Below are 24,967 nucleotides of genomic sequence, written 5' to 3'. Positions count from 1 at the left end.
TATTATGACTTCTTTTTTTGCACTTGGCAAACGCTCAAAGCTTCTTTCTTAAAATGGTTTTTAAGAACTTCTTCGACATCCGCAACCTTTAAAGCTTCAAATGCCGGAATCACATCAAAAAGATCCATTTCGTTGAAGGCATACCTTGTGAATTGATTCGCAATAAATTCAGGTGAGTTTAAAGAACGAAGAAAAGCACCGATTTTCTTTTTCCGGGCACGATCGAACGATTCCTCATCTACCTTTTGCTGTTTAAATGTTTCAATCATTTCAGACACACGCTTCACCAGTTCGTCAGGTGATTTCGTATCCCCGCCTAGCATACTAAAGCCAAAACCGTTTTCCTCCGTGTAGTCAAAAGAGAAGGTTTGGTCAATGAGTCCTTCCTCATATAACGCTTCATAATTAGGCGAACTTTTCCCAAACATCATCTCTAAGGCCAAGTTTACACAAAGCTCGTGACGCATTAGGTCTTTTCCTTTCCGGTTTGGAGAAGCTTCTTTATACCCCATATAACATTTCGGTGTTTGTACAGTCATTTCAATCACTTTCTCTTTTTTTGCAACACTTGCAGGTTCTTCATCAAAGTATCGCTCGATCGGTGCTTTCTCTTTAAATGTTTTTTTCGATTGATTTTCTTTTACGAAATCCAAAATTTCTTTTGCATTAACAGGACCTACAATAAACAAAATCATATTGCTTGGATGATAAAACGTTTCGTAGCATTCATACAGATCGTCTTTTGTAATGTCGGCGATAGATTTTTCTGTTCCTGCAATATCGATCTTTACAGGATGGTTATGGTACATGTTTTCAATCAGACCGAAATAAACTCTCCAATCCGGATTATCATCATACATTCTTATTTCCTGGCCAATGATGCCTTTTTCTTTTTCAACTGTTTTTTCTGTGAAATAAGGTTCTTGTACAAAATCGATTAAAGTTGTTAAATTCGTTTTCACATCACTCGTGGTTGAAAACAAATAAGCAGTTCGATTAAACGTAGTAAAAGCATTAGCTGATGCTCCTTGTTTACTAAAATCCTGAAAAACATCACCTTTCTCTTTTTCAAAAAGTTTATGCTCTAAAAAATGCGCAATGCCATCAGGGACCTTAACATTCTCTTGTTTTCCAAGAGGCTTGAAATGGTTGTCGACCGATCCGTAATGTGTTGTAAAGGTAGCAAATGTTTTATTGAATCCCTTTTTTTCTAATACATAGACCTTTAATCCATTTTCACATTCTTCATAATGTAAGGTTTCGTCTAATTGATCAAATGTTTTCGTTCCCATTTGTACTAGCTCCTTTCAAGAAAAAGATGGTATCCAGTGTAACTTTTTTTGATACTTCTACTACATCTTCTTTCGTCACCTTTTTAATTCCGTCAATCCACTCTTCAATGGTTCTGTTTGTTCCTGCAACTACATTGTGATACAGCACTTCTGATAAGCCGATGGTAGAATCAATCGTCTCAAGGACCTGGTTATTGATCATGGCTTTTGTTTGATCTAGTTCACCATCCGTTATATTGCCGTTCTTGATTTCCTCAAGCTGCTCTTTTATGATTTTAACGGCTTTTTCATAATTGGCGGTTTCAATCCCGCTCATTACAAAAATAGCTCCTTTATGACTTTCAAATCGGGATGCAGCATAGTAAGCAAGACTAGCTTTTTCTCTCACATTCATAAACAGCTTGGAATGCGAAAACCCTCCAAAAACACCATTGAATACTTGCAGCGCAAAATAATCATTGTCACTGTAAGTCGTGTAAGTCCGATACCCCATATGAAGTTTACCTTGCTGTACATCTTGCTCTTCAAAAATTTCTTTAACTTTGGAAATTTTCTTTTCATCTTTTGTTTTCGGTCCGGAAGATTTCTCTTCATTGCGTCCTTGCGGGAAGCGAAAATGTTTTTTCACTTTCTCTGCCATTTCATCTGTAGAAATATCGCCGATTACATATAAATCCATCTTATCGTTCAAAATAACTTGCTGATAATATTCAAAAAGATCTTTGGAAGTTATAGCATCCACTTCATCTTCATTTCCATATACATTAATTCGATATGGCTCAGATTCGAACATTTCTTCAAGAAGGCGTTTATTGGCATAGCGCATTTTATCATCATAGATCGATTCTATTTGCTGTTTAAGATTTCGTTTTTCTTTTTTCATAATACTTTCTTTAAAAGCTCCATCCTCCATAGCAGGTGCTAATAGAACTTGTGAAAGCAAATGAAACGCTTTATCTAATACTGGCTCTGAATTACTTAAAAACTTTTCGTTAGCTACTTCCATCCGGATACTAATCACCTGATTTTCGCCTTTTTTGGACAAATCGGTATTTAGAGTCGCGCCATAAAGGTCATCTAATGCACTTCTTAATTCTTTACTGGATGGAAAATCCTTTGTTCCGCTCTGAAGTACAGATGGGAGCAATGCTCTTTTTGTAACAGAGCTTTCATCGATCATCTGCTTGATTTGAAGAACAAATGAAGTGGTCTTATACTTTTTTGTTTCAACTGTATGTAAGGTTATTCCATCAAGATCTGTTTTTTTATGATTTACAATAGCCATTGGATACGTTACCCCTTTCAATTATAGCCTACATCCTAGTTTACCCAATTTCGATATGGAGCATGACATTCCTTCTTAAATGAAAAATTTCATTTAAAAAAGGATGTTTTCACAATCTTTATTGTTATTGGAAGTGATTGATTTCCGTTCCAGGCTGCTCGCTTTCCGCGAGGGGTAAGGTGAGCTAGCTAATTACACCTGCTGTGTCTCACCTGTCCCGCTAGTCCCGCAGGAGTCTCGCACCTAGCACTTCAATCAACTTGTCAAAGAAGAATATTAAAAATGACTTAAAAGCAACAATCTGTTAGAAGAGAGCCTTTAGAAAAAATCCTATTAAAAAACGTTTTCATATTACGAAAACAGAATTTAGAAATGAGCGTTTATAAACAAAAAGAGTCCGTCATATTGACGAACCCTAATAGTTGATTATCTTTTTCCTTTTTCATATGGAGTACCTAAAGCTTTTGGCGCATCTGCTCGTCCTACAAGTCCAGCTAGTGCAAGAATCGTAAGAACATAAGGTGCGATAAGCAAAAATACTTTTGGAATGTCTTCTAAAAAAGGAATGTGTGAACCTGAAATACTGATCGCTTGGGCTAAACCAAAGAACAAAGCTGCCCCAAGAGCTCCAAGCGGATGCCATTTACCAAAGATCATCGCTGCGAGTGCCATGAAACCTTGTCCAGTAATTGTGGAATGTGTAAAATTCCCGGAGATAGAAGCAACATATACTGCTCCTCCCAAACCTGCAAAAGCACCGCTCAGCAATACACCGATATATCTCATTTTCGGAACTTTAATTCCCATTGTATCAGCTGCCATAGGGTGCTCTCCAACTGAACGAAGACGAAGACCAAACGGCGTTTTATACAATACGTACCATACGATAACTGCAAACAAAACGGCTACGTATGAAGTAGCATAAGCATTTGAGAAAAACAATTTGCCGATAAAAGGAATATCGGATAAATAGGGAATATCACTTTTTGATATTCTCTCTGAAATAACTGGTGTTTGACCTGCATGAAAGATTTTTTTCGTTAAGAAAATAGCTAATCCTGCAGCTAAAAAGTTTAAAGCGACACCGCTTATTACTTGGTCTGCCTTAAGTGTAATACTCGCAAGTGCATGAATAGAAGCTAATAATGCCCCTACAACCATCGCTGCAGCAAAACTGATCCAAGGTGACGCAGACCCTAATCCTAACTGCTCACAATAATAAATAGTAACTGCACCAGTGAAAGCACCGAATAACATAAGTCCTTCAAGTCCGATGTTAACTACTCCAGACCTCTCACTGAAAACGCCTCCTAGAGCCGTAAAGATTAAAGGAGCTGCTGAAACAATTGCCGCAGGGATGATTAATGCAAGAATATCCATAAAGCTCATTAGATTTTACCTCCTTTGTTAACACGATTCATCAGCCAATGAACAATATAACTACATGCAACAAAGAAGATAATTAAAGCGATAACTACTCCAACAAGCTCTGTAGGAACACCTGCGATTGACTGCATATTCAGCGCCCCGATCTTCAGTCCACCAAAAAGAGCAGCGCCTAAAACCACACCAATTGCACTATTCGCACCAAGAAGGGCAACTGCGATCCCATCAAAACCAACACCTGTGAATGCTGCGTTAATGGTCATGTATTGGTAAGTTCCGAGTCCTTCCATACTTCCTGCAATCCCGGCAAAAACACCTGAAATAGCCATTGAAAGAACGATGTTTTTTGAAACGTTTATTCCTGCATACTGAGACGCATGCTGATTAAATCCAACTGCTCTCAGTTCAAAACCTAATGTAGTTCTCCATAAAATAAACCACATGATCACTGCAGCAATTAAAGCAACAATAATTCCATAGTGTAATGTGGAATAATCCGTTATCTTCTGCAAGAAAGGCGAAGAAAGTGATGCAGTTTCTTTTATGGTCTTAGTACGCTCACCCGGCGCAAGCATAAATTGACGGATAATCTCATTTGTACTGTAAAGGGCGATATAGTTCATCATTATCGTTGTAATTACTTCATGAACTTTAAACTTCGCTTTAAGTATCCCTGGAATCGCCCCCCACAATGCACCTGCAACTCCTGCAGCTAATATGGCAAGCGGAATATGGATAATTGCTGGTGCATCAACGAAGACTCCAACATAGACTGATGCAAGCCACCCAACTAATAGTTGTCCTTCGACCCCGATATTAAACAATCCTGTCCGAAATGCAAAAGCAACAGCTAAACCTGCAAGGATTAACGGTGACATTTGTCTGATCGTTTCACCGATAAAATATGGTCCGCCAATTATTCCTTGAAATAATGCAACATAAGCTTCAAACGGATCATAATCGCTCACAAGCATGATGATTCCACCGATCAGCAACCCTAATAAAACAGAAACGAGTGGAACGAGGAATTTTATTTTGTTATTGTTATTCTGCATCTGCTGTACCCCTCTTTCCACCAGCCATCAATAAGCCGAGTTCTTGTTCAGTCGTTTGCTTTGGATCAACTTCAGCAACAATTCTTCCTTCATACATAACTGCAATTTTATCACTGACATTCATTATTTCATCTAGCTCAAAAGAAACGAGTAATACGGCTTTTCCTTTATCTCTTTGTTCAATCAGCTTTGAGTGGATAAACTCGATAGCTCCTACATCAAGACCACGAGTAGGCTGCGCTGCAATTAAGAAATCAGGATCACGATCAACTTCCCTTGCAATGATTGCTTTTTGTTGATTACCACCCGAAAGAGCTCTTGCAGGTGTATGAGCGTCAGGTGTACGAACATCATACTCTGTGATTAATTTATTCGCTTTTTCAAAAATAGGAGAGAATTTCAAGATCCCATTATTAGAAAAAGGTTTTTCATAATAGGTTTGCAGCACCATATTTTCACCAACTGAAAAATCAAGAACGAGGCCATGTTTGTGTCTATCTTGCGGTATATGTGCAAGTCCGGTTCTAGTCACATTTCGCGGTGTTTTATTTGTTATGTCAGAGTCTCTTAAATGAATAGATCCTTCACTTATCTTTCGTAGTCCAGTAATTGCTTCAAGCAGCTCAGATTGTCCATTGCCATCAACACCTGCGATACCAACAATTTCTCCAGCTCTGATGTTTAAATTTAAACCATTCACTGCTGGGACTTTCCGGCTGTCCAAAACCACTAAGTCTTTAATCGTAAGCACCGATTCTTTAGGATCGGCAATTCCTTTAGCAACAGTGAAATTCACTTCACGTCCAACCATCATAGCTGCAAGTGAATCAGGATTAGAATCTTTAACGTCCACTGTCCCGATTCCTTTTCCTCTTCTAATAACTGTGCAGCGGTCACATACTTCAATTATTTCTTTCAGCTTATGTGTGATGAGTATAATCGATTTGCCTTCACTGACGAGTTTTTTCATGATTTGAATCAATTCTACGATCTCTTGAGGAGTCAAAACAGCAGTAGGTTCATCAAAAATTAGAATTTCAGCTCCGCGATAAAGTGTTTTCAAAATTTCGACACGCTGCTGCATACCTACAGAAATATCTTCAACCTTGGCATACGGATCGACTCTAAGACCGTACTGATCCGAAAGGGCTTGAACTTCTTTTGCCGCTGACTTTAAATCAACTTTTCCGCTTTTAGTAGGTTCTTTTCCAAGAATAATATTCTCGGTAACAGTAAACTTATCTACAAGCATAAAGTGCTGATGAACCATCCCAATACCAAGCGAGTTGGCGATATTCGGATCATTGTTCACCACTTTATTGCCTTTTACATAAATTTCACCTTCTTCAGGTTCATAAAGACCGAAAAGAACATTCATCAATGTTGATTTTCCAGCACCATTTTCACCTAAAAGCGCATGTATTTCACCTTTTTTTACTTGAAGTGTAATATCATCATTTGCCACTATACCTGGAAATTCCTTGCGAATATTACGCATTTCAATAACATATTCCATCTTAAAGTTTCTCCCCCCTATTATGTGCATAAGGAAGGACTTGGCTTATGCCAAGTCCTGGCCTGTTATATAAATAAATACATAAGGTTTACTTTAAGTTTGCTAGGAAGTCTTTGTATTCATCGTCTGTTTTTGGAACTTTAACTTCACCGTCAATAATTTTCTTTTTGTATTCATCTACTTTTGCTAAAGCATCTTTAGAAACATTATCTGTTGTTGGAGCAATACCTACACCGTCTTGTTTAAGACCGAATTCTACTACTTTTCCACCTGGGAACTTGCCTTTTGCTGTTTGCTCAGATACTTCATATACAGCTTTGTCTACACGTTTTACCATAGAAGTAAGCGTTACGTTCTCAGGCATACCTTCTTCGTGCTGGTCACGGTCAACACCAATTACCCAAACTTTTTGTCCATTTTTCGCACGGTTCTTCGCTTCAGTGAACACACCCATACCTGTTCCGCCTGCAGCATGATAGATGATATCTGCCCCTTGCTCATAGAACGTGTTAGCAATTTGCTGACCTTTTTCAGCTTTGTTAAAGTCTTCAGCATATTGAACCATGATCTCTGCGTTTGGATTTGCAGTTTTCACACCTGCTTTAAAACCGTTTTCAAATTTCTTGATCAGTTCACTGTTTACTCCACCGACAAAACCTACTTTATTCGATTTCGTTTGAAGACCAGCTACTAAACCTACCAAGAAAGAACCTTCATGTTCACTGAAAGTGATGTTAGCTACATTATCACCTTTAACGACCATATCAACAATTGCAAGCTTTGCATCTGGCTGTTGTTTTGCTACTGTTTCAACATCTGATCCCATTAAGAAACCAATTCCGAAAACAAGATTGTATTTTTGACGAACTAATGAATTCAAGTTTGGCTTGTAATCACTTTGCTGAGTAGATTGTAAGTATTTAAAATCTTTGCCTTCTTCTAATTTGTTGTCTTTACCGTATTTCGTTAAGCCTTCCCAAGCAGATTGGTTGAATGATTTATCATCAACACCGCCTGTATCTGTTACCATAGCTACTTTAAAATCTTTATTGTCACCTGATGATGATTTCCCATCATCAGAATTTCCACATCCGGACAAGAGTGTACCGGCAGTTAACAATGCAGTTACCATTAATCCTAATTTCTTTTTCAACGAATTTTCCCCCTAGTAATGTTTTCATTATTATGACTTAACCAATGCTGCAATTGTTTACCGATCACCCCCTAAAAAGATTTTTAATTAGGCTGTTTACGCATACTTTGTTGCTCTTGTAAGTAGTTGATTTCCGCTACAGGATGCTCGCTTTCCGCGGGGCAGGCGGTGAGCCACATTTGTACGTTTCACTTTTAAGTGTCTCACCTGTCCCGCAGGAGTCTCACCCTTCCACTCCAATTAACTATTCAATTAAGAACTTTTAAAAATCTCTCTGTAGCAACAATCTTTTAGAAAAGAGCTTTAATTAAAACCTCTTTCTTAAAACGGAAAATAAAAATTTATCTGATCTAAAGTAATTACAAGAATATAAAACTGGTTCATCATATTGGTCATAGTGCATTTGTTTCAACACGAGCAGTGGAACTCCTTCTGCACTTTCCAATATTTCCGAGATTTTGTCATGATATCCGATCGGTTCAATATTTGTAACCGCATACATAACGCGTTTGCCGGTTTCTTTTTCAAGCATTTCTAGAAATGATTCATATTCATGCATTCCTTTTGCAGGAAACAGATGTGCCGGCATATGATCTTTACAAAATACAACCGGTTCTTCATCTGCCGTTCTAACACGCTCCATCATCATTAATCCATCCGGCAGATTCTGATTGAATTTGTTGAGTAAATCATCATTAACTTCTTCTTTTTGTGAGGAAAGAAAAATCGTTCCTGCTTTTTTTCCGCCTCTTTCAATCATATCGGTCACACTGTAAAGTTCTTCAATACCTGAGGAAAAAAGGGCTCTCGTTCTTACAAATGTTCCGACTCCGTGCTTTCTTATGAGTACGTTTTCATCTTCCAATATACGCAATGCTTCTCTTAATGTAGCACGGCTTATCCCAAGTTGTTTTGAAAGTTCAAATTCGGAAGGAAGCTTTTGACCTTCTTTATAAAATCCTTCTTCAATATCTTTTTTTATTTTTTCTATAACTTTTATATACAGTAAGCGATGATCCGCTTTAATTGACATTTAAAAACCACACCTTAGCTTATAATCACAGTTAAAAGACAAATTATTTGAATAATCGACATTAATATACCATTTTTAATCTTATAAATAAATACTATTTTTTCAAATTTTTAATAGTAAATGACTATTTTTGCCTTATTCATAGATATATTTATCTAACATAAGGCTTTCTAAATTCGCTGCCCTAGAATCAATAATCTTTAAGATAATAGCCTGTCCATAAAAAAAACAGGCTGAATTTCAGCCCGTTTTTATCATGAACTTGAAGCTTCTTTTTCTTCTGGAACTGCAGATATCAATACTTCTCTGGGTTTACTGCCTTCATACGGTCCGACAATTCCTTTTGACTCCATTGAATCAATGAGCCTTGCTGCCCGTGAATACCCGATTCTAAATCTTCTTTGGAGCATGGAAACAGAAGCGGTTTGCATATCAACCACGAGTTTTACAGCATCTGAAAATAAATCATCCTCAGACTCCATGACAGGCTGATCAACTTCCTCAGTAGGAATCATTTCCTTTTGGTATTGAGCTTTCTGCTGGCTTACACAATGTTCAACAATGATCTCTACTTCTTCATCAGATAGAAATGCTCCTTGGACTCTGACAGGTTTTGGAGCACCTGAAGGGAAAAATAACATATCTCCTCTTCCTAGTAATTTTTCAGCTCCACCCATATCTAAAATCGTCCTAGAATCAGTTTGCGATGATACACTAAACGCTATTCTTGATGGAATATTAGCTTTAATTACACCGGTAATGACATCTACTGATGGACGCTGGGTTGCAATAATTAAATGAATACCTGCTGCACGTGCCATTTGTGCAAGGCGTGTAATTGCATCCTCAACATCCCCTGAAGCAACCATCATAAGATCGGCAAGTTCATCGACAATGACGACGATATATGGCAAAAACGGCTGCTTAGCATCACCTCTTCCATTCTGCTTTCTAATCGACTCATTATAACCTTCAATGTTTCTTGTACCGCTGTGAGAGAATAGCTCATATCTTCTCTCCATTTCTGATACGACTCTTTTTAACGCTTGAGCTGCTTTTTTAGGCTCTGTTACTACGGGAGCTAATAAATGCGGAATTCCATTGTACATATTTAACTCTACCATCTTAGGATCAATCATCATCATTTTGACTTCATGCGGCTTTGCACGCATTAAAATACTCGTTATTATGCCGTTTACACATACACTCTTACCGCTGCCTGTCGCTCCTGCGACTAGTAAATGCGGCATTTTAGATAAATCAGCAATGATAGGTTCCCCTGAAATATCTCTCCCTAAGCCAATTGCAAGCGGCGACTGATTACCGGAAAATTGAGGTGCTTCTAATACTTCGCGTAAAGTCACCATTGAAATTTCCTGATTTGGAACTTCAATGCCAACTGCTGATTTCCCAGGAATAGGAGCTTCTATGCGGATATCTTTTGCGGCTAATGCCAGTGCGAGATCGTCTGTTAAATTTACAATTTTGCTTACTTTCACTCCAACATCAGGGTAAACTTCGTATTTCGTAACAGCCGGGCCTAAATGGACTTTAAGTACTTTTGCTTTTACACCGAAGCTTTCAAATGTTTTTTCTAGTTTTTTGGCATTGCTTTTACTGGTTGCATATTGTTTATCTTTATGCTGACCGTTTCCTTTAGGCATTCGGAGATGTTTCATGGTCGGAAGTTTATAATGCTCATTCTGAATCACTTCATCTCCAAAATTTGCAGGTAGCGGTGATGGTGCCGCTTCCTGGTCTTCATGCTGCGCATCAGGTTTCTTTTCAGCTTGTACAACATCCTGAAAGCCTTGTGAACCAAATTTCAACTGAATTCCGCTTTCCGTTTGCTGCAGTCTTTTCGTAAAGTCTTCAATGACAGGTTCTTCAGAAATAATAATTTCTTCTGCATCTTCCTCGTCATCTTCAGATAAAGACGGAGTATTAGCCTTTTCCTTAGCCTTTTTAGACCGCTCTTCTTTAACTGCTTTTTTCTTTTCCTGATAGCTCTCTTTCAGCTTTACAGATAGTCCATTTGTCCCTTCAATAAATTTCTCTAAAAAGACAGATAGAGACTTTCCTGTGATCAATAGCAAGCTCCCAATAATCAAGAAAAAGATAACGAGCTTTGTTCCGCCAGAACCGAATAAAAAATAAAAAAGGGCAAAACCAATGGCGCCAATCATTCCGCCGCCTAAATCATTCGTAGATGTGGTTCCTTGAAGCTGGAGCCAATATAATTCCCAAGTGTTCCTTATTACAGAAGCATCTTTCCAAGCCCCTCCATTTGTTAGATGTTCAAAAAGGGTTAAATGGCTTAAAACAAGGAATGAGAAAAATAAGATATATACCCCAGCAAGCCTTTTAGAAATGACTCGCGGCCAGCTTCTTTTCCAAATTAAATAAAAGGATAAAACGATACAGGCCATTAATAAAACACCGTACCATTCACCGCTAAAAAATCGGAGCAGATGGACGAATGCCATACCAACGTTCCCCATTTTAGCAAGCCCTAATGAAGCTAGTGCTAAAAGTGAAAGCCCTGCAATTTCAAAGGTAATTTGTTCTTTCCATCTGCCTTTATTTTTTGCTTTTTTCTTTTTATTTTTTGCCACCAATTTCACCTCACACTCTTGTTGTAGTTACAATTATGTATATAAATAAGGTAGAAAAGCAGCCTTGCAAAAAGAAGGCTGCTGCTCATGATAATTATAGCATATTTCTAAGATGACTCTTTACAAGTTTCGCAGCGTCATTCCTGGCTGGCAATCCTCCCGTAAATAATGAAAAGGATCTGTACTCATAATTTGAACGATTTTTGTTTCATCACCCGTTCTTTCAACAAGCACCGGAATATTGTTATAAAGTATTACATTCTGCGCAGTTTGGTCATTTCCTTCCTCAGGAAACATTAAATGATAGGGCATCATCGTATACCAAGTCATTGTTTCAGCCCATTATTTTCTTTCGTATTTTGTTTCTCTATAAGCTCATTTAATTTCTGTAATGCTTGACCAACTCCGCCAACTTCATTAATTAATCCATCTTTTACTGCATCAGTTCCAATCACATTTGTTCCGATGTCTCTTGTTAAATTCCCTTTAGAGAACATCAGCTCTTTAAATCGTTCTTCACTGATTTCTGAGTGGCTTGTAACGAAAGAAATGACACGTTCCTGCATTTTATCTAAGTATTCAAATGTTTGAGGTACACCTATTACTAGTCCTGTCAAGCGTACAGGATGAATTGTCATAGTTGCGGTAGGAACAATAAATGAGTAGTGAGCGCTTACCGCTATTGGAACCCCGATAGAATGACCTCCCCCTAAAACGAGTGACACACTTGGCTTTGATAGTGATGCAATCATTTCAGAAATTGCTAATCCTGCTTCTACATCTCCGCCTACCGTATTGAGGATGACGAGAAGCCCTTCAATTTTAGGATTTTGCTCAATCGCAACTAACTGAGGGATAAGATGCTCATATTTTGTTGCTTTATTGTTTGGCGGAAGCTGCATGTGCCCTTCTATTTGACCGACGATCGTTAAACAGTGAATGCTGGATCCTTCCATTTGAGGTACATTTGTTTGGCCTAATGATTGGATTTTCTGTATCAGCCCGGATGTATTTTCATCTTGTTTTTTTGGTGCTTCAGGATTTGATGGTGTTTCAGTTTCAGGTGTCTGATCCATATTAATTACCCCTTTTTATTTCAGCGTTGTACTTAGTATGGGCGTAATTTCCAATCATATGAGAAGAAAAAATAAAACCTGCTGTAAACAGCAGGTTAAATTTCCATGATAATAGGCATGATCATTGGCCGTCTTTTCGTTTTTTCAAACAAATATTGACCTAATGTATCTCTAACATTCGATTTTAAGCTAGACCATTCTTTCATATTTTCACTCATGCACTTTTCAAGAACATCACGAACTTTTTGATTAGCTTCTTGAAGGAGGGCTTCACTTTCACGAACGTAAACGAATCCGCGTGAAATAATTTCCGGTCCTGAAATTAACTGTTGTGAATCTTTGCTGATTGTTACAACAACTACAAGAATACCATCTTGTGAAAGCAGCTTGCGATCTCGAAGAACGATATTTCCAATGTCTCCTACACCTAATCCATCAACAAGAACATTTCCTGAAGGTACTTTTCCAGTCTTTTGTGCTTGTCCGCTAGAGAATTCAACCACTTCACCTTTATCGATAACAAAAATGTTATCCTTTTCTACGCCAACTTCAATGGCAAGCTTTTGATGAGCTTTCTGCATCTTATACTCACCATGAACAGGTATAAAATACTTTGGTTTCATTAAGCTAAGCATAAACTTTAACTCTTCTGCACTGCCGTGACCTGAAACATGTACTTTTTTCTGGCCAAAGACAACATCAGCACCTGTGCGCATTAATAGATCCACCATTTTTGCTACAGATGTTTCATTGCCAGGTATCGGGGTAGCGGCAATAACGACTGTATCAGTTGGTCGCAAGGAAATTTGTTTATGTGATTTTTGTGCCATTCTAGACAACGCTGCCATGGATTCACCTTGACTTCCCGTTGTAAGAATGACGACACGGTCATCACTGTAATCATTTGCAGCATCTATTGTAATTAGAAGATCTTTTTCAATGTTTAAATAACCAAGTTGAGTTGCAATATCAACAACCTTCACCATGCTCCGGCCATTTACTGCGACTTTGCGTTTCGTTTTTGCTGCAGCATTCATGACTTGCTGTACACGATGTACGTTAGAAGCAAAAGATGCAATAATAATACGGCCTTTTGCGGCTTCAAAAACATCTAAAATTTCCTGTCCGACTTGTGCTTCAGGTCCTGTAGATCCGGGACGCTCCGCGTTTGTACTGTCAGATAACAAACAAAGCACGCCTTGATCAGCCAGTGCGGAAATCTTTCCGAACTCTGTATGCTGACCATCAATTGGAGAGTGATCTATTTTAAAATCACCCGTGTTTGCAATAATTCCTTGTGACGTGTGTATTGCAATACCAACTGCATCTGGAATACTATGATTCACATGAAAAAAGCTTACTTGTGCACTGTTAAATGAAAGCTTCATATTTGTTTCAATTAAATTTAACTGTGTGGAACGCAATAGACCCGCTTCTTTTAATTTTGCCTCTACAAGCCCTAGTGTGAGCCGTGTCCCATAAACAGGGACAGGTACTTGACGCAGCACGTAAGGAAGTCCGCCAATATGGTCTTCATGGGCATGAGTTAAAAAGATTCCTGTAACACGCTCTAAATTTTCCTTTAAGTAAGTTACGTCAGGTATTACGATGTCTATACCTAACATTTCCTCCTGTGGAAACATTAGACCAGCGTCCATTACAAAAATCTCTTCACCTGTATCCACTACATACATGTTTTTGCCGATCTCACCAACACCGCCCAAGGCAAAAACTTTAATTTTCTCTCTATTTTGTTTTGACAATGTGTATATTCCTCCTATGTTGTATGTAAAAAAATAATCCCGATCACGTCACTTAAAATCATTATAACGTATCAAATGTACACAAAACAAGAATAGAGAAATAAAAAATAACTTATGACTGTCCCTAATCTTTTACACATGCCATAAAAACCATATTGCCTAAATAAAAAAAACCGCATCTATTTGATAATAGATACGGATTGATTTCTCACGCTTATCCCACTTCAGATTCAGCGTAATTTTGTCCTTTAATGTCGTTATACTTCCCTTCCCATTTGGACATTACAACTGCAGCAAGCGAATTCCCTACTACGTTTACAGCTGTTCTTGCCATATCAAGGATTCGGTCAACTCCTGCAATAAAGGCCAATCCTTCTAAAGGAATACCAACTGATCCAAGAGTAGCTAAAAGTACGACAAATGACACTCCAGGTACTCCGGCTATCCCTTTTGATGTAACCATGAGTACTAGCAATAAAGATATTTGCTGATAGAGAGAAAGATCGATTCCATAAAGCTGTGCAATAAACATCGCCGCTATCGCTTGATAAAGCGTTGATCCATCTAAGTTAAACGAATAGCCTGTCGGAATTACAAATGATGTAATCGCTTTTGGACATCCGAACTTCTCCATCTTTTCCATTAATCTCGGCAAAACCGTTTCAGAGCTTGCCGTAGAATAAGCTAAAATCAGTTCATCTTTTAAAATTTTAATTAATGTGAAAATGTTGACTTTGACTAACATGGCAACAGATCCCAATATAGCGATAATAAAGAAGATCATTGCACCGTAGACGACAATAACTAACTTACTTAAAGGAATAAGTGATTCTACACCAAATTTAGAAACCGTAACTCCAATCAATGCAAAAACACCTAGAGGAGCTAATTTCATAATTTGGTTAGTTACATAAAACATCGCATCAGCGGTTCCTTGAAAAAACGCGAGCACTGGTTTACCTCTATCACCGATTGCTGCTACACCCAGTCCAAACAAAACGGAAAAAAAGATAATCGGCAGCATATCACCTTTAGTCAAGGATTCAAACAAATTTTGAGGAACGATATTTAAAAATGTATCAGCAAATCCATGACTTTCGACTGATTTAGTGGTTTCCATGTAGCTGGAAATGTCGCCTTTCGTTAGCGCTTTCATATTAACTCCAGTACCCGGATGAAACACATTAGCCACTAAAAGACCAATTGCAATGGCCAATGTAGTGATAATTTCAAAGTAAAGAATGGTCTTTCCGCCTAAACGGCCAAGTTGCTTAATATCCCCTACTCCTGCAACACCGACAATCAGACTTGAAATTACAATCGGTATTACGATCATTTTAATAAGACGTATAAATATATCTCCAACGGGCTGCAGATATGTTTGGACAGAATCATTTCCATAAAAGATTGCTCCAACAGCAATCCCTAAAATTAACCCGATAAGGATTTGCCAGGCTAAACTTATTTTGATCTTTTTCATCCTATCACCTCTTTATAATGTTTGATCTTATGAATTTTCAGTGTCACGACTCGTATTCTATACAAGATTCGACAGGTTTGTCAATTTGAAGATTCAGAAAAATTAAATTGTTAATTCATACAAAAATAGTATTGACAACTTAATTGCCACGGACTAAATTAAGTACATCAAATGAATATAATGCCTTAAATCGCTGAATTCAATTCCGAAACGGGGGAACCAATCTGCATCTGCTTTTTCGATGCCCGGGGTGAATCAAAATGCTTATTTTGAAGGGATACTGCAGTCCCTAATCCGTCAGCTAACCTCGTAAGCGTTGTACAGAAGGTCATTTTTCACTTAAGAAAAAGACCCTCATTTTGATGTGGTCTTTTTTTGCTGTTATTGTACATGTTTCCCGCTAAAAACCTAATGGTCAAAACACTTCCTGTAACACAATTGTAAAAAAAATTTAAAACCATACTATTGAGAAGGTGTCATTATGTTATCAACTTTCAAGCGGTTTTTAATTGGCAGACCGCTTAAATCAACGGATCTTGGAGATCAAAAACTGAACAAACGAAAAGCGTTAGCGATTCTCTCTTCGGATGCACTATCTTCTGTTGCCTATGGAACAGAACAAATATTATTAGTCCTCGTAACTGTAAGTACAGCTGCATTCTGGTATTCGCTTCCTATTGCGATAGGTGTATTATTTTTACTCGCTGCACTTATTTTATCTTATCGGCAAATTATTTTTTCTTACCCTAATGGCGGTGGTGCATACGTTGTTTCAAGAGAAAACTTAGGTGAAAACGCAGGATTAATAGCAGGCGGGTCATTACTCGTTGATTATATTCTTACCGTCGCAGTAAGTGTATCAGCGGGTACTGACGCCATTACATCTGCATTCCCAATACTCCATGAACACACTGTGCTTATTGCAGTCATTTTCGTTTTAATGATCACAATCTTAAATTTAAGAGGACTTACGGAAAGTGCTTCCATACTTGCCTATCCAGTATATCTGTTTGTCATCGCTTTAACTTTACTCATATTAGTTGGTCTTTATAACATCATTACAGGTGAGACACCTCCTGCTGTTAATGCTGAAATTGGAACACCCGTTCATGGAATTACTTTATTCATTTTACTTCGGGCATTTGCTTCAGGCTGTTCTGCATTAACTGGCGTAGAGGCCATTTCAAACGCTATACCTAACTTCAAGGATCCTGGTCCTAACAATGCTGCAAAAACGCTGATGTTAATGGGAGCTTTATTAGCTGTATTATTTACTGGCATCACTTACTTAGCTTATTCTTATGGAATATCACCAAGTGAAACAGAAACAGTGGTTTCCCAAATCGCTGCACAAACATTTGGACGTAACTTTATGTATTATTTCATACAAGCCACAACTGCTTTAATTCTAGTTTTAGCCGCTAACACAGGGTTCTCTGCCTTTCCTCTACTAGCTTGCAACTTAGCAAAAGATAAGTATTTCTCTCGGATTTTCATGATTCGTGGAGATCGGCTAGGCTATTCAAATGGCATCCTGACATTAGGATTTGCATCTATTTTGTTAATTATCATATTCCGTGCACACACTGAACATTTAATCCCTTTATATGCAGTCGGCGTATTTATTCCTTTTACCCTGTCTCAAACGGGAATGATTTTAAAATGGTTCCGTGAAAAACCTAAGGGATGGCTGCCAAAACTCATTACTAATTTAATTGGTGCTATCATTACATTTATTGTTTTATTGATTCTTATCATCACAAAGTTTGAACAGATTTGGTCTGTCTTTATTTTTGTTCCGGCGATGGTATACATTTTCCATAGAATAAAAAATCATTATATGGATGTTGGAGAACAGCTTAGGCTAAAACAAGATCACGAAGCCATTAAGATTGAAGGCAACGTATTTGTCGTACCTGTTGCTGGAATAACAAAAGTTGTAGAGAATTCTATAAACTACGCGACTTCACTATCCGATCAAGTTATTGCAGTTTATGTTTCTTTCGATCGAGAAGAAGAAAAAGCATTTGAGGAAAAATGGGAAAAGTGGCAGCCAGAAGTACGATTAGTCACGCTTCACTCTCACTATCGAAGTCTTATTACACCATTGACTAAATTTATCGATACCATCGAACATAAAGCAAGGGAAGCAAATTACCAGGTTACGGTTCTTATTCCACAATTTATCACGAAAAAGAGCTGGCATAACCTGCTTCACAATCAATCGAGTCTATTAATCCGTGCCTATCTACTATATAAAAGAAATGTGGCAGTAGCAACCATTCCATTCCGATTTAAAAAATAAGGCTTTTATCTTAAACTTTGTTGCTTTTAAAGTAGTTGATTTCCGTTCCAGGTTGCTCGATTTCCGCGGGGCAGACGGGGAGCCACATTCGTACGTTCAACTTATAATTGTCTCACCTGTCTAGCAGGAGTCTCACACCTTGCTCTTCAATCAACCGTCAAAGAAGACAAAAAAATAAGATTAAAAGCTACATTCTTATAGAAAACAGCCAAAAATAAAGAAAAGGAGCCTCTTATCGGGCTCCTTTTCTTGTTTATACATTTGTTAATGTTGATAATGCAGCTACTAGGGAACTGCGCTCTGCTTGATTCAAAGGCAACAATGGAAGTCTTACACTTCCCACATCGAGACCTTTTAATTGAAGAGCCGTTTTAACAGGTCCTGGACTTGGAGCCTTAAACATCTCATTCATGACCGGTAATAGCTTACGGTGAAGAGCTGCAGCTTCTTTATTCTCTCCTCTTTTAAAGGCTTGAATCATCGCCTGCATCTCATTCCCAATTACGTGTGATGCAACAGAGACGATTCCTGCACTGCCCACTGAAAGTGACGGAAGAGTTAAGCTATCATCTCCACTATATACTAGGAAATCATCTGAAGTTTTTTCAATGATCTCACTCATGACATCTAAATTTCCGCCTGCATCTTTTAATGCTGTAACATTTGGTATTTCCGAAAGACGTACAGCCGTTTCCGCTGAGATCGAGACAACCGTTCTTCCTGGTACGTTATATGCCATAATCGGAATACGAACGGCTTCAGCAATCGCCTTATAATGAGCTATAATGCCATCTTGACTTGGTTTGTTATAGTATGGAGCTACGATCAAAAGAGCGTCAACACCAATTTCTTCTGCTTTTTTTGATAAATCGATCGAGGCTTTTGTATTATTGCTTCCTGTACCCGCAATTACAGGAACTCTGCCGGCAACAATCTTCACCACATGTTTAAATAAGGCTAACTTTTCTTCTGTTGTTAAAGTAGGTGATTCGCCTGTCGTTCCTGAAACGACAAGACTATCACTGCCATTATCGATTAGATGATTGATTAATTTTGTGGTTTTTGAGAAATCCACATTCCCTTTACTGTCAAAGGGAGTTACCATTGCGGTGCTAATACTTCCGAAATTCATTTGGGTCCACTCCTCTACTACTCATTAAACTGTTGTTGTACAATTTCTTGCAAATTAGCCGTAATTCCTTCTTCATTTAAACGGAAAGTTGTGTGAAGAGCGTTAACTGACTCAATTAAATCTTCTTTTTTAACGAGAACCCAGATCGTAGTATGAGAGTCTGCAGATTGAAGAATTTGAATATTTCTGCTGGACAGCGATTCAACAATTGCCGCTGTAACACCTGGAGTACCTGCAATTCCTGCACCAACAGCTGAAACTTTCGCACAATTTCTTTCAACTTTAGGTTCATATCCAAGCTCTGTTAATTTAGCCAAAGCCTGATCTGTTTTATCTTCCATTATTGTATAAACAACGCCTTTAGGACTGATGTTAATAAAATCGACTGAAATCTGTTCTTGTGCCATCGCTTTAAACACTTTTGTCTGAAGGTCATACTGGCCATCGTTTGCATATACTTTAATTTGTGTGATATTTGAAACATGAGCAATACCAGTGATAATCGATTCCTGTACATCTTTTCCAGCAGGGCCTTTTAAAGCGGATGTAACGAGTGTGCCAGGCAAATCGGAATACGTGGAGCGGATTCGAAGCGGTATTTTCGCTTGCATCGCAATCTCAACCGCTCTTGGGTGTATAACCTTGGCTCCTTGGTAGGCCATATTACAAATTTCAGCATACGTTACGACAGAAAGCGGTCTTGCATTTTTAACAAGTCTTGGGTCAGCAGTCATAACACCTTCTACGTCTGTAAAAATGTCGATAAACTCTGCTTCAAGAGCAGCACCAAGCGCTGAAGCTGAAGTGTCGCTGCCCCCTCTTCCAAGTGTTGCTATATCTCCATTTTTTGATTGCCCTTGAAATCCCGCTACTATAACGACATCGTTATTTTGCAGTTCTGATTTAATCCGTTCACACTTCATATCGATAATTCTGGCATTTGTAAAATCATCATTTGTTCGAAAACCAGCTTGTGGCCCTGTTAATGCAGCAGCAGATAATCCTGAAGCATTAAGAAGTCCTGAGAACACAACGGAAGAAATAATTTCACCGCATGATAAAAGAAGATCTTGTTCCCGATTTGATATTTTATTACTTTCTCCAAGTAATCCTAACAGTGTATCTGTTGCATATGGATCTCCGTTTCTACCCATCGCAGATACGACACAGACTACTTTATACCCTTCATCAACCGCTTTTTGGATATGACGGACTGCTTGAGAACGTCCGTCAATTTCTTTTAAAGAGGTTCCTCCGAACTTTTGAACAATTATTTTCATGGATGCACCTTCTTTATGAAATTAAAGCAAACCGAGCTTGATTAAGCTTTCGGCAATTTGTACAGAGTTATAAGCAGCACCTTTTAATAGGTTATCAGAAACCACCCACATATGAATAGCATTTTCACGGTCTAGATCTTTGCGGATTCTGCCAACAAACACATCTGGCAGTCCGGCAGCCAATGCTGGCATCGGATAAATTTGTTCTTCAGGTACATCTTGCAAAGTTACCCCTTCAGCTGTTTTCAGCAATTCCTTGATATCCTGAACTGAAGGTGTTCCTTTTTCAAATTCAGCGTAAACAGACTCAGAGTGACCTGTTTCCACTGGCAATCTGACACAAGTTGCAGCAATTTCTAAATTTTCCAGATGCATAATTTTCTTTGTTTCATTCATCATCTTCAGTTCTTCAAACGTATAACCGTTATCCTGAAATTTATCAATTTGCGGAACAGCATTAAATGCGATCTGATAATGTTTTTTATCAGAAGCACATGGCATAATGGAAGGCTCGAATGCTTCATCCTTTAATATCGATTGAGTCTGTTCTTTAAGTTCTTGAACGGCTTTTGCACCAGCCCCAGAAACAGCTTGGTACGTTGAAACAATCACTTTTTTCAACCCATATTTTTCATGCAGCGGTTTTAAAGCCACAACCATTTGAATCGTAGAACAATTCGGATTCGCAATAATCCCGTTATGATTCTTTAAATCATGTTCATTCACTTCAGGTACAACGAGGGGTACGTTAGGATCCATTCGGAAAGCACTCGTGTTATCTACAACAATTGCCCCCCTTTTTACTGCTTCATGTGCTAGTTCTTTAGAGACAGATCCGCCTGCCGAGAAAAGGGCAAGATCTACACCTTCAAAAGCTTCTGGTGCTGCCTCTTGAATCGTATAATTTTCTCCATTATATGCAATGACCTGTCCGGCAGATCTTTTACTGGCAAGAAGTGATAATTTCCCAACAGGGAAATTCTTTTCTTTTAATGTATTCAACATCTGCTGCCCAACTGCACCAGTTGCTCCTACTACGGCTACATGATATGTTTTTTGGCTCATTTCATAAAACTCCTTTATACAATTAGGTTAGCAAGCTACAACAGAAGGAGAAACACGAAATTCTTGTTTCTCCTTGTATACCCATATAATTTATCATATTTTATCATAAACTTGGGTTCTATGAACGTTTTTTCTGTTGTATTATTTTGTAACCCTTAGAACAGGCTGAAATTGCCTTCCTTCAAGTGCATGTTCGATTGTATCTACTAAAGTATCCATGTGTGCGACGAGCGAATTTTGTTTCAATACAGGGTCATCCTGGCCGAATGGGATAAAATAAATATTTTTCGTAGCCATTAATCTCATTATATTTACGCCATTCAACCCTAATCCATCATTTGTTGAAATTCCTAATACAACTGGCTTTTGATTTCTTAAAGTAGCTTTTGCTCCCATAAGTACAGGTGAATCTGTCATAGCATTCGCAAATTTGCTAATGGAGTTTCCTGTAAGGGGTGCAATGACCATACAATCCAAAGGTGTCCGTGGTCCGAATGGCTCAGCTTTCACAATGGAATCAACTGGTTCATTTCCTGTAACCTCTTTAATGCGATCGATCCATTCTGCACCTACACCAAATCTGGTTGTCGTATTTTGTACCGTATGAGTAAAAAAAGGTGTCACTTTTGCACCTAGATCTACAAGTTTTTTTATTTCTGGAAAAACAGCGTCATACGTACAATGAGATCCGGTTAGACCGAAACCTATATGTTTACCTTTAACCTCCATATGAAACTACCCCTTCCGCTTAACAAATTCATTAATTAATAATTGCGAAAGTACATTTGCAACAATTTTTCCTGCTGTTTTTGGTGCAACAATCCCAGGTAATCCCGGGGCTAGCAGAGCTTTTATTCCCCTTTTTTCTGCATATTTGAAGTCTGTTCCCCCTGGTTTTGATGCAAGGTCGACAATTAAAGTATGAGATGGGAATTTAGAAATCACCTCAGCCGTTACAATTTGTGTAGGAATTGTATTAATGCAAACATCTGTATCAAGCACTTCAGTCTTTAGATCATCTAAATGAAAGGGCACCATACCCATTTCAGTAATCCTTGCAATATGTTCAGACTTCCTTGCCCCTACCTTCACATTTGCCCCTAGCGCCTGAAATGTTCTAGCTACACTCATCCCCACCCGGCCAAAACCGAGTACAACTGTGTTGGACTGATGAATCGTTATGTCTGTGTGCTGAATAACCATCATGATCGTGCCTTCAACAGTAGGAATACTGTTATAAATAGCTACATCATCTCGTTCAAAAAGCTTCGTATGCTTCCGATCACTGTTTTTAACGATTGTGTTCAAGTATGCATTGCTTATCCCCGAAAAAATTTGGCAATGACTTTTTGTTTTCTTTAATTGCTCTTCCGTTAGAACGATTTGCCGATTTGAAAAAATAGTATCGATTTCCCCCTGCGGTCCAGTACCACTTACCGGTAAAATAATGCTATCTAATTTTGAAAAATCAACTTCATCTATATCCATTTTAGAAGCCCCAGTAAATCCGTGGTCCAGCTGGTCATAGCCAATAAGAGTGAGTATTGCATTTAATTCAGTTAATTTACGAATAACTTCCAACTGTCTTGCATCGCCGCCGATGACAGCGATGTGCAAATCTGTTAACATTCTTTCTCCCCTTTCTCCGTTGTTCCGTTAATGCAGGGGATTGCCATCCACGTTCATCATATTATGAACGCCCCGCCTATATGGTTACTCAAAACCTCACTAATACAACGGCCTTTCATATAACTTTTTATCAGTAATTATTAAGTCAATTATCAATCATCTTCATTATATTCAGGTATGATATTCATGTTTGGGGTAACAGAAAGCTTTATCGCCTATTTTTCAATGTTGCGTTTGAAAGTAGCTGATTTCAGTTCCAGGTTGCTCGCTTTCCGCGGGGGGGGGGGGCAGGCGGCGTAGGAGTCTTGCCACCATCGCTCCAATTAACTTTACAATGAAGAACTACTCAATAAATCTCTTAAATAGCAACAATCTTTTAGAAAGAGCCTTCTCTGCTTTTCGTCTGCCTCACTCCTCCCGAAGAACAAGGGATGCTACTGCAGTGTAATATTCCATGAAGAAAATGTGATTTATTTTTGAGGAGTCTCAAAACCTTCCACTCTAATCACCTATCAAAGAAGACAATAATAAGATCTATCTTATAGAGAACAGAACAGCTTTTAGAAAAAGCGAAAATAAAAAATCCGGGGATTACTCCCCCGGATTTCAAATGAGTATTTTATTCTAGTCCTTTTGGCAGCTCACCTTGCGGACTAACAAGAGAGGCTGAACAGCTTTCTGAAAATATGGATTGTATCAGCTCGTTCACTTGTTCTTTTGTCACTTTATCAATTGACTCAACCATATCATCTAAACTGCGGTGGTAGCCTAATATAAGCTCGTGTTTACCGTTACGGCTCATTCTGCTGTTTGTGCTTTCCAGACTAAGCATTAAGTTCCCTTTTATCTGTTCTTTAGAATTCTTCAATTCTTTATCTGTAATGCCGTTTTCGTTAAGATCCTCAACAATATTCGTTATCGTTTCATAAAGCTCATCAAGCTGCTGAGGAGCTGTTCCTCCATAGATTGTAAAGATTCCATTGTCTACAAAAGCAGAGTGATAAGAAAATACAGAGTAGGCAAGCCCTCGTTGTTCCCTAACTTCTTGGAACAACCGGCTGGACATACTTGATCCAAAAATATTATTTAAAATGATTAAGCTATAGCTTCTTTTATCCTTTAAAGATAACCCAGGATAACCTAAACAAAGATGGGCTTGTTCTGTTTCTTTTTTACGGGAAAGCTTTTCTGCGTGAAAAACAGGAGCATGTATTTCGGTTTTTGAAATTGAACTATTTTTGTAGTTTCCGAACCATTCTTCTACTTTATGAATAAAACTTTCATCAATATTACCTGCTATCGAAACAACTACTTCTTCAGGAACATAATGATTATCCATATACTCACGCAGCGTATTCCCTGTAAAAGAGTTAAGTGTTGCCTCTGTACCTAAAATCGGAAAACCTAGTTCATGATTTTGGAAGCTTGCACGGCTGAGCATATCGTGTACGATATCATCTGGCGTATCTTCATACATTTTAATTTCTTCAAGAACTACATTTTTTTCTTTTAAAAGTTCGTTTTCGTCAAACGTGGAGTTAAAGAACATATCTGCAAGCACCTCAAGTGCATAAGGTGCATGTGTGTCCAAAACTTTCGCATAATAGCAAGTATATTCCTTAGAAGTAAAAGCATTTACTTGCCCGCCTATGCTATCGAATGATTCAGCAATCTCCCTTGCTGTTCTTGTTTTTGTACCCTTAAAGAACATGTGCTCCAAAAAGTGAGATATACCGTTATTCTTTGTATTTTCAAATCTTGAACCAGTTCCAATCCAGACACCGATCGCTACAGATCGGACGGTTGGAATATTTTCCAAAACGACTCTAACGCCGTTCGAACACGTATGCCTAATAATCAAATTTGTTTCCTCCTAGCTGTCAGATGTACCATCGAATCATC

At 38.3% G+C, this 24,967-nt stretch carries 19 protein-coding genes and 1 riboswitch; of the genes, 1 reads left to right on the top strand and 18 read right to left on the bottom strand.

From position 1 onward, the window contains the following. Window positions 1-2: 2 nt before the first annotated feature. The 12 genes from yfmH to gltP form a co-directional block, all read right to left on the bottom strand. Complete coding sequence (gene yfmH, locus J2X07_RS05800) at window positions 3-1,292, bottom strand: EF-P 5-aminopentanol modification-associated protein YfmH (protein ID WP_310257483.1); 1,290 nt, start codon at window positions 1,290-1,292, stop codon at window positions 3-5. After that, window positions 1,273-2,571, bottom strand: coding sequence for an EF-P 5-aminopentanol modification-associated protein YfmF (gene yfmF / locus J2X07_RS05795; protein WP_310258178.1), 1,299 nt, complete (start codon window positions 2,569-2,571; stop codon window positions 1,273-1,275). Before yfmF ends, yfmH begins: the two co-directional genes overlap by 20 nt. A gap of 432 nt (window positions 2,572-3,003) precedes the next feature. Then, complete coding sequence (locus J2X07_RS05790) at window positions 3,004-3,966, bottom strand: ABC transporter permease (RefSeq protein ID WP_310257482.1); 963 nt, start codon at window positions 3,964-3,966, stop codon at window positions 3,004-3,006. Next, the gene (locus tag J2X07_RS05785; protein WP_310257481.1) at window positions 3,966-5,018 is read right to left on the bottom strand and encodes an ABC transporter permease; all 1,053 of its coding nucleotides are present in this window, start codon (window positions 5,016-5,018) and stop codon (window positions 3,966-3,968) included. Before J2X07_RS05785 ends, J2X07_RS05790 begins: the two co-directional genes overlap by 1 nt. Beyond that, on the bottom strand, window positions 5,008-6,534 hold the full coding sequence (locus J2X07_RS05780) for an ABC transporter ATP-binding protein (protein ID WP_310257480.1): 1,527 nt from the start codon (window positions 6,532-6,534) through the stop codon (window positions 5,008-5,010). Before J2X07_RS05780 ends, J2X07_RS05785 begins: the two co-directional genes overlap by 11 nt. An 88-nt stretch (window positions 6,535-6,622) precedes the next feature. Further along, the gene (locus J2X07_RS05775) at window positions 6,623-7,687 is read right to left on the bottom strand and encodes a BMP family lipoprotein (RefSeq protein ID WP_310257479.1); all 1,065 of its coding nucleotides are present in this window, start codon (window positions 7,685-7,687) and stop codon (window positions 6,623-6,625) included. A gap of 307 nt (window positions 7,688-7,994) precedes the next feature. Next, window positions 7,995-8,720, bottom strand: a complete 726-nt coding sequence (locus tag J2X07_RS05770) for a GntR family transcriptional regulator (protein WP_310257478.1) — start codon at window positions 8,718-8,720, stop codon at window positions 7,995-7,997. 254 nt (window positions 8,721-8,974) lie between these two features. After that, window positions 8,975-11,335: a DNA translocase FtsK gene (locus J2X07_RS05765; RefSeq protein ID WP_310257477.1), complete on the bottom strand. Its 2,361-nt coding sequence runs from the start codon at window positions 11,333-11,335 to the stop codon at window positions 8,975-8,977. A gap of 120 nt (window positions 11,336-11,455) precedes the next feature. Further along, window positions 11,456-11,665, bottom strand: a complete 210-nt coding sequence (locus J2X07_RS05760; RefSeq protein ID WP_310257476.1) for a YlzJ-like family protein — start codon at window positions 11,663-11,665, stop codon at window positions 11,456-11,458. Continuing rightward, window positions 11,662-12,411 (bottom strand): ClpP family protease, encoded by a 750-nt coding sequence (locus J2X07_RS05755; protein ID WP_310257475.1) that lies wholly within the window; start codon window positions 12,409-12,411, stop codon window positions 11,662-11,664. Before J2X07_RS05755 ends, J2X07_RS05760 begins: the two co-directional genes overlap by 4 nt. Window positions 12,412-12,506: 95 nt before the next feature. Beyond that, entirely contained in the window at window positions 12,507-14,174 is a 1,668-nt protein-coding gene (locus tag J2X07_RS05750) for a ribonuclease J (protein WP_310257474.1), read from the bottom strand. Window positions 14,175-14,388: 214 nt separating this feature from the next. Then, window positions 14,389-15,654 (bottom strand): glutamate/aspartate:proton symporter GltP, encoded by a 1,266-nt coding sequence (gene gltP / locus J2X07_RS05745; RefSeq protein ID WP_310257473.1) that lies wholly within the window; start codon window positions 15,652-15,654, stop codon window positions 14,389-14,391. A gap of 181 nt (window positions 15,655-15,835) precedes the next feature. Beyond that, window positions 15,836-15,985, top strand: a riboswitch (cyclic di-AMP (ydaO/yuaA leader). Window positions 15,986-16,135: 150 nt separating this feature from the next. On the opposite strand from gltP, the gene J2X07_RS05740 reads away from it, so the two are divergent. Continuing rightward, window positions 16,136-17,959, top strand: coding sequence for an APC family permease (locus J2X07_RS05740; protein WP_310257472.1), 1,824 nt, complete (start codon window positions 16,136-16,138; stop codon window positions 17,957-17,959). 253 nt (window positions 17,960-18,212) lie between these two features. On the opposite strand, the gene dapA is transcribed toward J2X07_RS05740, so the two are convergent. From dapA to J2X07_RS05710, 6 genes are all read right to left on the bottom strand, one after another. Continuing rightward, on the bottom strand, window positions 18,213-19,091 hold the full coding sequence (gene dapA, locus J2X07_RS05735) for a 4-hydroxy-tetrahydrodipicolinate synthase (protein ID WP_310257471.1): 879 nt from the start codon (window positions 19,089-19,091) through the stop codon (window positions 18,213-18,215). A 17-nt stretch (window positions 19,092-19,108) separates the two neighbouring features. Next, a complete protein-coding gene (dapG, locus tag J2X07_RS05730; protein WP_310257470.1) occupies window positions 19,109-20,371 on the bottom strand; it encodes an aspartate kinase in 1,263 nt (420 codons plus the stop codon). A gap of 21 nt (window positions 20,372-20,392) precedes the next feature. After that, the gene (gene asd / locus J2X07_RS05725) at window positions 20,393-21,436 is read right to left on the bottom strand and encodes an aspartate-semialdehyde dehydrogenase (protein WP_310257469.1); all 1,044 of its coding nucleotides are present in this window, start codon (window positions 21,434-21,436) and stop codon (window positions 20,393-20,395) included. A 141-nt stretch (window positions 21,437-21,577) separates the two neighbouring features. After that, window positions 21,578-22,165, bottom strand: coding sequence for a dipicolinate synthase subunit B (dpaB, locus tag J2X07_RS05720; protein WP_310257468.1), 588 nt, complete (start codon window positions 22,163-22,165; stop codon window positions 21,578-21,580). Between the two features lie 6 nt (window positions 22,166-22,171). After that, window positions 22,172-23,065 (bottom strand): dipicolinic acid synthetase subunit A, encoded by an 894-nt coding sequence (gene dpaA, locus J2X07_RS05715; RefSeq protein WP_310257467.1) that lies wholly within the window; start codon window positions 23,063-23,065, stop codon window positions 22,172-22,174. 619 nt (window positions 23,066-23,684) lie between these two features. Beyond that, window positions 23,685-24,926 (bottom strand): M16 family metallopeptidase, encoded by a 1,242-nt coding sequence (locus tag J2X07_RS05710; RefSeq protein ID WP_310257466.1) that lies wholly within the window; start codon window positions 24,924-24,926, stop codon window positions 23,685-23,687. Between the last annotated feature and the right edge of the window lie 41 nt (window positions 24,927-24,967).

The sequence above is a fragment of the Fictibacillus barbaricus genome, from assembly GCF_031457135.1.
In the GTDB taxonomy this organism is placed as follows: Bacteria; Bacillota; Bacilli; order Bacillales; family Fictibacillaceae; genus Fictibacillus; species Fictibacillus barbaricus_A.
The sequence above is the reverse complement of the archived record's forward strand: the minus strand, read 5'-3'. Positions and strand labels throughout refer to the sequence as shown.